This is a genomic window from Thioalkalivibrio sp., from assembly GCF_007692535.1.
GTDB lineage: Bacteria > Pseudomonadota > Gammaproteobacteria > Ectothiorhodospirales > Ectothiorhodospiraceae > Thioalkalivibrio.
Genome location: NZ_REBW01000069.1, coordinates 1 through 10,341, shown reverse-complemented (window position 1 = coordinate 10,341; position 10,341 = coordinate 1). Strand labels below are relative to the sequence as shown.

Annotated in this window: 8 protein-coding genes and 1 pseudogene; 1 reads left to right on the top strand and 8 read right to left on the bottom strand. The window is 64.5% G+C overall.

The genetic code is table 11. The features are described from left to right. From EA346_RS02385 to phoB, 8 genes and pseudogenes are all read right to left on the bottom strand, one after another. A pseudogene (locus tag EA346_RS02385) lies at positions 1-818 on the bottom strand (phosphate ABC transporter, permease protein PstA); the annotation flags it as partial. Between the two features lie 27 nt (positions 819-845). Next, a complete protein-coding gene (locus EA346_RS02380) occupies positions 846-3,143 on the bottom strand; it encodes an ABC transporter permease subunit (protein ID WP_296755179.1) in 2,298 nt (765 codons plus the stop codon). A 91-nt stretch (positions 3,144-3,234) separates the two neighbouring features. After that, positions 3,235-4,209: a phosphate ABC transporter substrate-binding protein gene (locus EA346_RS02375; protein ID WP_296755177.1), complete on the bottom strand. Its 975-nt coding sequence runs from the start codon at positions 4,207-4,209 to the stop codon at positions 3,235-3,237. A 150-nt stretch (positions 4,210-4,359) separates the two neighbouring features. After that, positions 4,360-5,211, bottom strand: a complete 852-nt coding sequence (locus tag EA346_RS02370) for a hypothetical protein (protein WP_296755174.1) — start codon at positions 5,209-5,211, stop codon at positions 4,360-4,362. A gap of 28 nt (positions 5,212-5,239) precedes the next feature. After that, positions 5,240-5,791 carry an FKBP-type peptidyl-prolyl cis-trans isomerase gene (locus tag EA346_RS02365; protein ID WP_296755172.1) on the bottom strand — a complete coding sequence of 184 codons (552 nt, stop codon included), beginning with the start codon at positions 5,789-5,791 and terminating at the stop codon, positions 5,240-5,242. Positions 5,792-5,801: 10 nt separating this feature from the next. Next, positions 5,802-6,698 (bottom strand): tetratricopeptide repeat protein, encoded by an 897-nt coding sequence (locus EA346_RS02360; protein WP_296755169.1) that lies wholly within the window; start codon positions 6,696-6,698, stop codon positions 5,802-5,804. A 67-nt stretch (positions 6,699-6,765) separates the two neighbouring features. Next, positions 6,766-8,094 (bottom strand): phosphate regulon sensor histidine kinase PhoR, encoded by a 1,329-nt coding sequence (phoR, locus tag EA346_RS02355; protein WP_296755167.1) that lies wholly within the window; start codon positions 8,092-8,094, stop codon positions 6,766-6,768. A gap of 86 nt (positions 8,095-8,180) precedes the next feature. Continuing rightward, positions 8,181-8,870 (bottom strand): phosphate regulon transcriptional regulator PhoB, encoded by a 690-nt coding sequence (gene phoB / locus EA346_RS02350; RefSeq protein WP_296755165.1) that lies wholly within the window; start codon positions 8,868-8,870, stop codon positions 8,181-8,183. Positions 8,871-9,168: 298 nt separating this feature from the next. On the opposite strand from phoB, the gene EA346_RS02345 reads away from it, so the two are divergent. Next, the gene (locus tag EA346_RS02345) at positions 9,169-10,287 is read left to right on the top strand and encodes a TRAP transporter substrate-binding protein (RefSeq protein ID WP_296755162.1); all 1,119 of its coding nucleotides are present in this window, start codon (positions 9,169-9,171) and stop codon (positions 10,285-10,287) included. The last annotated feature ends 54 nt before the right edge of the window (positions 10,288-10,341 follow it).

Genomic DNA, 10,341 nt, shown 5'->3' with positions numbered 1-10,341 from the left:
GCCGGAACCGACATCGCGTTCGGCTGCCAGGCCTTGACGATGTCCGCGAGGCGAATCGTCACCTCGCTGCCGTCAGCAGCACGCATCACGATACTGTCGCGGGCGGCGTCGGCATAGAGTTGATTGAGACGCTGTTCCAGAACCGCGTACTCGGCATCGAGCGCCTGCCTGCGTTGCTGGAGTTCCGCCTCGAGTTCCGCGGTCAGGGTACCCCTCAGCTCGGCACGGCGCCGATCCAGGCGGACCCGCTCGATGCGGAAATTGACGTTGCCGATCGCGCCACGCTCGATACCGCGGATCTCGTCGAACAGGTCGTTGCTGCGGCGCAGCCGCTGCTGGAATTCCGGCCACAAGGCATCACCCACGGCCACCGTGTTGCCCCGTTCCAGCAACCGCAGCGGTTTACCGAAGAAATCGCCCCACTCGCGCCGTTCCAGGACGGCCATGTCCTTCGGATAACGCCACTCCTCCAGGAAGTCGTCGATGAAATAGCCGAAGTCCCGCCCGGTCACATCCCGGTTGCCCATCTTGATCAGGTGCCGCTGGACCAGAAGCTGGTCCTCCGGGATATCGACCCCTGCCTCGCGCATCGCCTGCCCCGTCAACATCTCCGACCGACGCAGTTCGCCGACCACCCGAACCGCGGTATCGGCACCGGGTGCCATGTACTCGGTTTCCAGCACCGGATGCGGCCAGAAATTGCCAAAGCCGCGCACCAGGATCAGCAACAGCAGCCCGAAGACCATGATCATGCTGATCGTCACCGCACCGCCGTTCAGCCAGATCCACGGGGCGCCGCTCTTCCACCACTCTCTCATTTCGTCGTCCTCGAATCGGATCCGGATTTACAGCGACGCATAGCGCTTGCGCAGGCGCTGGCGCACGATCTCGGCAGCGGTATTCAGCACGAAGGTGAACATCAACAGCACCAGCGCGGACAAAAACAGCACCCGGAAGTGCGTTCCGCCGACGGCCGTCTCTGGAAGTTCCACCGCGATATTGGCCGCAAGCGTGCGCATGCCCTCGAACAGGTTGAAGTTCACGATCGGGCTGTTGCCCGAGGCCATCAGCACGATCATCGTCTCGCCCACCGCGCGGCCGAAGCCGATCATGATCGCCGAGAAAATCCCCGGGCTCGCGGTCAGCAGCACCACGCCGGTGACCGTCTGCCACGGCGTCGCACCCAGCGCCAGCGAACCGTTGGTCAGATGCTTCGGCACGTTGAACACCGCGTCCTCGGCAATAGAGAAGATGGTCGGGATCACCGCGAAGCCCATCGCCATACCCACGATCAGCGCGTTACGCTGGTCGTAGGGAATGCCGACGTCGGTAAACCACTGCCGCATCGAGCCGTCGAAGAACCAGATTTCGATCCAGGGACTGCTGGTCACCACCAGCCAGCCAGTGGCGATGACCACCGGAATCAGCAGCGCCGCTTCCCAGCCGCCGGGCACGAACCTGCGGACTCCCTGCGGCAGTCGCGACCACGCAAACCCGGCAACCAGGATGAGCAGCGGGAACAGGATCGCGCCGGTGAAGACGATCGGCAGGTTGTTTTCGACGTACGGGGCGAGCCAGATCCCGGCCAGGAACCCAAGAATGACCGTGGGAAGCGCCTCCATCAGTTCGATCGAGGGCTTGACCACCTTGCGGATCGCCGGCGCCATGAAATACGCGGTGTAGATCGCGCCCATGACCGCCAGCGGCGTCGCCAGCAGCATTGCGAACAACGCGGCCTTCAGAGTTCCAACCGACAGCGGCACGATGCTGAACTTCGCCTCAAACGCGTCATCGGCCGAGGACGACTGCCAGATAAACTCCGGCTCGGTGCGACCCTCGTACCAGACCCTGCCCCAAAGCGAACTCACCGATGTCTGCGGGTGCGGGTTGTCGATCGCGAGAACCCGAAACAGATCCGAGCCCTCGGTGGTAATCAGGGCACGACTGTTGTTCGGACCCATGGCAAGCCGCGAGACCGGACTCTCGCCCACCGGCTTCATCGCCAGCGTCACCCCCGATGTCGCGTAGTGCAGCCCGACAGTGCCCGTATCGTCTCCGGTCAGGAAACCCTTGCGCAGATGCTCCGGTTCGATGAAGGTGACCGCGCCCGAATGACTCTGGAAGGTGCGCACGCGGGCCATCCGCAAAACCCCGGCCTCTTCGTCTCGCACGAGAAACCACTGGCTCACGGTACCGTCAGACCCACCGACAATCAGCGAACGCGAACCCACGAGGAATTCCGCCGCGGTCACCCGGACACCTTCCCCGACCAGGTTCACTTCCTCGATCAGAAACGGGTTGTTGCGGTCGACGATGTCGAACACGAACAGCTGCCCGCGGTCGTCGATCGCGAACAGGTTGCGCAGGGACTCGTTGACAAGGATTTGGCGCACCGGCCGCCCGATGTCCGGCAATCTGAAATCGTTGCGCTGGATCTGGACCGCGCCCGTCATCAGATTGGTTCGGGAGGAAAACAGCGCCATGGCCAGGTCCCCCTCCTCGGTACCACCGGCAATGATGTAACCGCCCCGTCCCTCGACGATTGCAAGCGCCGAGTAGGCCTCGGTGTCGCGGGTACCGATACGGATGGGCTCCTCGCCCAGCGGGAACGAGAGTTCCGGCCGGATCTGTCGCTGGCCGGCAACGAATACCTGGGTGAAATTGAGCTTGACCGGCAGCACACTGCCGTCGGAAAAACCGTACACGAAGAGGCTTCGGCGGCTTTCGGCGCGGCCGAATGAAGTCACCGTCTCCCCCTCGGGGCGCGGGATCTCCAGACGCTCGCGAACGACGCCGGTGCTGGCATCGAAGAAGGTGATGGCGCCCGTCTCGGAAAAACGACCGCCGATCTGCTCGAAGCGGTCCAGCACGAGGTGCAGGGAGGGCGCGGCGTCCGCATCGCCCACCACCGTGAATTCGGTATCCATTTCCACGCTCACGGGCTTGAGCAGCGGAAAAGTCTCGTAGAACAGATAAACAAAGATCAGAGCCAGAGCGATGATCACACCGATTCCGCTGGAGCCCACGCCGTAACGAGAAATGCCATCTCGCAGCGCACGCTTCTTGCGCAGCTTCAACCGCCGCTCGGTGCTCGGCAGCAGGGAACCCGCCGCAAGCGGCTCTTCGCTCGTGGATGCTGACATGATCTACCCCTGATATCTCGAATCGTTCCCAAAAACACGGACCCCGGCACAGGGCCGTGCCGGGGTACGTGGTTGACTGTCGAGAGGAACCTCAGTCGAGGTTCATCTCCTTGCGGAAGCGCTCGGCGGCGGCGGCGGACAGGGTCACGTAGCCGTCACGGTGCACCACGCCCTGGCCTTCGGCGGACAGCACCATCCGGAAAAATTCCTTTTCCATCGGGTTCCAGCCGTCGTTCGGGTGCTGGTTGGCGGCCACGTAAAGGAACCGGGCCAACGGGTAGTCGCCGGTGGCGGCGTTGTCGCCGGTCGCCTCGAAGTGCTCACCGCCGTCGGTCGCGGCCAGCGGAACCACACGCACCCCGGAGGTGCGGTAACCGATACCCGAGTAGCCGATGCCGTTCAGGGTCTGCTCGACCCCGCGAACGACCGCGGAGGAACCCGGCTGCTCGTTGATACTGGACTTGAAATCACCGCCGCAAAGCGCGTTTTCCTTGAAGAACCCGTAGGTCCCGGACACGGCATTGCGGCTGTACAGGGTGATGTCCCGGTTCGCCCAGGCGCCGGTCATACCGGCATCGCCCCAGGTGCTGATGTCCTTGCCATAGCCGCAGGCGCGGGTGGGGGAGAAGATCGCGTCCACCTGCGGAATCGACAGGCCTTCGATCGGGTTGTCCTTGTTCACGTACACCGCGATCATGTCGATCGCGACCGGCACCAGCGTCGCTGGAAAGCCGTGACGCTCTTCGAACGCGCGCTGCTCGGAGTCACGCATGGGGCGGCTCATCGGACCGAAGTTGGACGTGCCTTCGGTCAGCGCCGGCGGCGCGGTCGAGGTGCCGGCGCCCTGGATCTGGATGTTCACGTTCGGGTAGAACTTCGCGAATTCCTCGGCCCAGAGGGTCATCAGGTTGTTCAGGGTGTCGGAACCGACCGAGCTCAGGTTCCCGGAAACGCCGGAAACACGCTCGTAGGCGGGCAGGTTGGGATCGACTTCGGCGGAGGCAATGGAAACGGACATGCCCAGAGCGGCAACAACGCCCAGGACCAGGGATTTCTTCATCGTCATGATCAGTCTTCCTCAGTTGGAATGGTGGTCACGAACAGGGCAGGCTTCGAGGCCGGTACCGTTGATTCGCGGTGGGCAGTATTGCGCCCCTGGATCACAACCATATGACTGAAACATGACAAATCCGTGACAGGCGCACCGGCGCGACCGTCAGGAGCCGGAGGCAGGCGCACGAACCGGTCGCGCGAGCCGCATTTCCAGGCGGACGAACTCGTTCACACTGCCCGCGTTCTCTATCAGTCGCAGGCGTTCGGGCAGCAGAACCCGGTCGAGCCAGCGCCAGCCGTGGTACTCGATGCGCACCCGCTCGCGGCCGCCGGCGCCCAGGAGATCCAGGGTGGCGGGCCGGCCAGCGGCATCCAGCCGCAATTGGACCTCGTGACCCGTGGCGGTCACCCGGCCGTGCCATTCGCTGGCGTCCGCGCTTACGTCCCAATCGATCACCCGGCCCAGGAACCAGCCCCAGGGCGCCAGCACCCCCTCGCCGAGCGCCTGCGCCTCAAGCGCCAGCGGTGACGGACCAAAGCCCGGCCGGGCGACACGGTACAGTCCCAGCCACCAATAGCCACTGGTGACACGGCCTGCTTCGACCTGGTGAATCTCGTCGACCCAGCCCAGCGCCCGCAGCCGCACGCGGCGGACCTGCGCCCACCAAAGCCCAGGGATGCAGTAGGTTTCCGCCGTAGCCACCCGTTCCCTGGCGTCACTGTCATACCGCAGCCACCCCTGGGACTTCCAGGACGCGGGACCCGGAGAAACGCCCGGCCCGACCAGACCCCGCAGGAGTCGCCGGATCGGCTCGCCGTGAACATGGGCGAAGGGGGCAGCCGCCTCGGGCGTCTGCCGGTCGAACTCGGCCACAGCGGACAGGTAACGTGCCTCGACCTGCAGCCGGATACGCCGCAGACGCAGCCAAAGCAGGCCCATCAGCACGGCGATGCCAAGCCCCAGGCCGACAACCCAGGCGCCCACCAGCCAGAGCGAATGGTTGGAGAAAGTCATGATGCGCTGCGCCCGATTCGTCCCGCGGTCAACGCAGCCCGGGCACTGGCTGTTCCCACTCGTCGCGCTCGCGCGGCCGATCGGGCTCGACGATGGCCAGCAACTCGAGTTCGAAGAGCAGCGTTTCCTCCGGACCGATGATGCCTCCTCCCGGTCGACCGTAGGCTAGCTCGGGAGGCAGCACGAGTTTCAGTCGGGTACCCGCCGGTATCGAAACCAGTGCCTGCCGCCAGCCGGGTATCGTCCCGGAGACCGTCACCGTCGCCGGCTCCCCCTTGCGCCAGGAATTCTCGAATTCCCGTCCGTCGACATGCCAGCCGCGGTAATGGATCTGTACCCAGTCATCGTCGGTCGGAACCGGACCGTCCCCTTCGCGCAACACCTCGATCTGGAGTCCGTTCGACAGGGTCACCACACCCTCACGCTCGCGATTGGCGGCACGGTAGGCTGCGCCTTCCTCCACGTTGAGGTCGGCCAACAGGATCTGATCCTCGATCTGCTCCGGGGTCAGACCGCAGGAGCGGGCGCCGAGGAAAACGACCACCAGTGCGACCAGACTGAAGAGGATGACTCGCAACATGGGAAAGCCCTCAGTGCTGTCCCAGCGCCCAGTCCACCGCTCGCTGGCGGGCCTCGCGAACCTGCTCCGGGGCGAGTTGCTCGTCGAGCATCAGCCGCAGCCCATGACCCAACGAGTCGCCGTTCGCCGCCGCCAGATTGGCCCACTTCGCGGCCGTGACCAGGTCCCGGTCGACCCCTTGGCCGTTCACATACATGAACGCCAACCAGCCCTGCATCTGACCGTGACCGTCGTCCGCGCCGATTCGGGTGTAGTGCGCCGCCAGGGCATCGTCCGCCGACTGCGTACCGATGCCCTCGATATACAGGCGAGCGAGAAAATAGGAAGCCAGCATGAGTCCCTCCTCCAGGGCTTCCTCCAGCAGTTCCTGCGCCTCGAAGACCCGCTCCGGATCACGCCCACCCTGGGCGTCGGCGATCAGCACCGAGGCCCAGGCGACCTGGGCCGGCGCATGCCCCGCCTCGATGGCGTAACGGAACCAGAACTCAGCCTGGTCCCGATCGCGGTCCACACCGTCACCGCCCAGATACATCCACCCGAGTTTTACGGCGAAATCGTGGGCCCCGGCACGCGCTGCGCGGCCATACCATTTGGCCGCCAGCTCACCGTCCCGCGCCACACCATGCCCCCCCTCATACATCCAGCCAAGATAACTCATCGCGCGGGGAGAGCCCTGCTTAGCGGCCTCTGCAAAAGCCGCGCGCGCCGCGTCCCACTCGGGCGGTTCCTGCGCCATGTAGGCATGGGCACGGGCCTCGGCGTCCTGCCCGAATGTGTCTTCCGGCTCCTCTGCGGCAGCGGTCACGGGCACCAGGAGGAGCGCGGCGATCACGAGCAGAAAACGGATTCCAGGATGGTCCGTGAACCGTCCCCCGTTCGGTGAGAAGAGATTTTTCAGATCACACATAAACAACTCTCGAAAGACGAAATCGCGGAAGAGGTTTCCGCCAGAGGCAGGCGTTGCCGCAGACGATTCAGGCCCGCACGGTTTCCCGCGTGGCAAGGGACTGGCGAAGAATCTTCGGCGGGAACGAGCAGGTAAACGTACTGCCCCTGCCCGGCTTGCTGTCGATCTTCAATTGGGCGCCATGACGCATCAGTACGTGCTTGACGATGGCCAATCCCAGCCCGGTGCCGCCACGACTCTTCGACCGTCCGTTGTCGACACGGTAGAAACGCTCGGTCAGGCGGTCGATGTGCTGCGGCTCGATGCCGATACCGGTATCCCGCACCTGAAAGTGCCCTCCCGTCGCATCGGCAAACCAGCGGAGTTGGACCTGCCCCCCCTCTGGCGTGTAGTGGACGGCGTTGAACACGAGATTGGCGAATGCGCTGCGCAGTTCCCGCTCGTTGCCAAGCAGCAGAAGTCCCGAACCGGCTTCAAGCTCGATCTGATGATGCCGGTCGCCCGAGAGCAGCCTGGCCTCCTCGACCAGGCTGGCAAGCATTGCCGGGACATCCACCCACTCCCCGGCGCGCCCCCCGTCGCCCGTTTCCAGCCGCGAAAGCAGCAGCAGGTCCTCTACCAGGCTTTTCATTCGCTCGGCCTGTTCCCTGAGCAGTTGTACCGAACGCGCCAACTCCGGGTGCTCCCCGATCCCATCTTCGAGGGTCTCGGCAACCCCGTAGACCACGGTCAGCGGCGTGCGCAGTTCGTGCGACACGTTGGCGACGAAGTCGCTGCGCATGGTCTCCAGGCGCCTCAGCGCGGTGGTATCCCGGGCCAGGAGCAGGTGGCGCTTCTTCGCGTAGGGAACCAGGCGCACCTCGAGCCACAACCTGCCATCGACGGGGGAAGGAAGCGAAAGTGATCTCGTCTCCCGCGAGTCCTGGGCCAGGAAGGTGACAAACTCCGGGTGCCGAAAGATGTTGCTGATGCGTTGGCCCTCGTCGCGTGGCCACTGCAGCCCGAGCATGTCGCGGGCCGCCTGGTTGGACCAGTCGATCCGATAGTCCGCGCGCAGCACCACGGTCGCGTCGGGCATGGCCTTGATGGAGTCACGGTAGTTCCGGACCAGGTTGCGCCGCTGCTTGTCGCGCTCCCGGGCACGCATGCGCATGCGATGCAGACCGTCGAAGATTTCCCCCCACAGCCCAAGCGACTGGGGTGGGTCCAGCTTCCGGGTCAACCGCAGCCAGTGTTCGAGCCGGCGCAGATTGATGAAATTCCAGATGAGAGCCGCTACAGCCGCCAGCAATGACACGAGCAGCCACTGCCCGGTCCCCCAGCCGATCAGAATCAGGGCCAGCAGCACGAGCAGCAGCCGGGCATAGGCTGCAGGCCAGGGGTTACGTGGTTTCATTTCAGGCCGCAAGGAAGTTCATCCACGTCCGCAGGCAGCCATCATATCCGCAGCCGACCATTGCCCTGGCGGGAAGCGATCCGGACTCAGGGCTGACGTGAGAAACGATAACCCGCACCACGTATGGTCTGCACGAGGCCGTCATGCCCGGAGCCGGACAGGGCCATGCGCAGGCGGCGTATGTGCACATCGACCGTGCGCTCCTCGACATAGACGTTCGTGCCCCATACGTTATCGAGTAACTGCCCGCGGGTGAACACCCGGTCCTGGTGCGTCATGAAGAAATGCAGCAGACGGTATTCCGTTGGCCCCATCTCCAGAGTCTTCCCTGTGGCCGTCACCCGGTGGCTGAGCGGATCCAGGCGCAGCCCGTCGAGTTCAACTGGCTCGTCGCTGGTGGTTGGCGCCGTGCGCCGCAACACGGCGCGGATCCGCGCGATCAGTTCGCGCGGCGAAAATGGCTTGGTCACATAATCGTCGGCCCCGACCTCCAGGCCCTTCACCCGGTCCTCCTCCTCGCCACGCGCGGTAAGCATGATGATGGGCAGAGCGCGGGTATGCTGCGCGGTCTTCAGGTCACGGGCCCACTCCACCCCGCTGATATCGGGAAGCATCCAGTCGAGCAGCACAAGATCGGGAGCATGCTCGAGCAGGGCCTGTCGCGCCTGGTGCACGTCCTTGGCCTCGATCACGTTGAAGCCTGCCTTCTGCAGCGGCAGGGAAAGAACCTCCCGTACCGCGGCGTCGTCCTCCACCAAGAGGATGCTGATGGTCATCGGAGTTTTCCGGTCGCTAGACTCGCGACATTAGATAACAAGGATGTTACATAAATTTGACAGCAAGCCATCCAAAGCCGGGAGACGTGTCATTTTCAATGGGCCCGGACTAGACTTCGGGGGTCTGGTCAGACACCGGGAACCTGGTCAACCACCACTCCTGCCTGTCGCCGGACCTCGTGGCAGTCACCGGTGGGCCACCGATACCAAGGGGTGCACCGATGCCTGGGCACGTATGAAAACGTAAAGAACCTGGGGCGAAAAGCCCGACGGACCACTCCTGGAGGAGACAGTTGCTATGAGCATCAAGCGTCGTGATTTCCTGAAACTGGGCCCGGCTGCTGCAGCCGGCGCGAGCATCCTGGCGGCCCCCGCCATCGTCAAGGCCCAGGAACGCTTCAACTGGCGCATGACCACGACCTGGCCCTCCGGCCTGCCGTTCTTTCAGACCGGGCCGGGGAGCGCCACCGATTTCGCCAAACGGGTCGAGGAGATGTCCGACGGGCGCATCCGCATCCGTGTCTACGCAGCCAATGAGCTCGTGCCTGCCTTCGAGGGCTTCGATGCCGCTTCCGCCGGTCGCCAGGTGCAGTTGAACCATGGCTGCGCCTACTACTGGGCCGGCAAGTCCTTCGCCGCCCAGTATTTCACCACCGTGCCATTCGGCATGACGTTCCAGGGCCACAATGCCTGGATGAACGAGGGCGGCGGCTACGAACTCTACGAAGAAGTCTACGAGCCCTTCGACCTGGTGCCGCTGGTGGTGGGCTGCACCGGCGTCCAGCCGGTGGGATGGTTCCGCCGTCCGGTGGAAAGCCTGAGCGACTTCCGGGGTCTGAACATCCGCATGCCCGGCCTCGCGGGCGACATCTACAATGCGATCGGCGCCAACGCCCGGCTGCTGCCCGGAGGCGAGCTTTTTGCCGCCCTGGAGCGCGGGGCCATCGACGCCGCAGAGTGGGTCGGCCCCTATTCCGACCGGGCGCTGGGCCTGCACAATGCCGCCAAGAACTACTACTCCTCGGGCTGGCACGAGCCGGCGACCAGCACCGAGGTGGTGGTGAACCGCGAGGCCTGGGATTCACTGCCGGGCGATCTCCGGGCGATCATGCGCAACGCCGCAGCCGCCTGCAACATCACCTCGCACGTCTGGCTCGAGGCCCGCAACGCCGATGCCCTCGACGACCTGATCAACAACCACGGGGTCAGATTCGGGCCGCTGCCCGACGACGTCATCCTGGCCCTGCTCGAGGCCACCAAGGACATCCTCAGTGAAAATGCCGCCAAGGATTCGTTGGTGCGCAGGGTCCACGAGAGCTATTTCCAGTTCAAGTCCCGCCACGACCGCTGGCAGGAAAACTCGGAGACGGCCTTCCAGACCCAGATCCGCGACCTGGGACAGACCATACTGGGTTGAACGGCACGCGGCTGTAGGAGGCCAGCCCCTGGCCGATGGGTGTTCCGGCGCCCG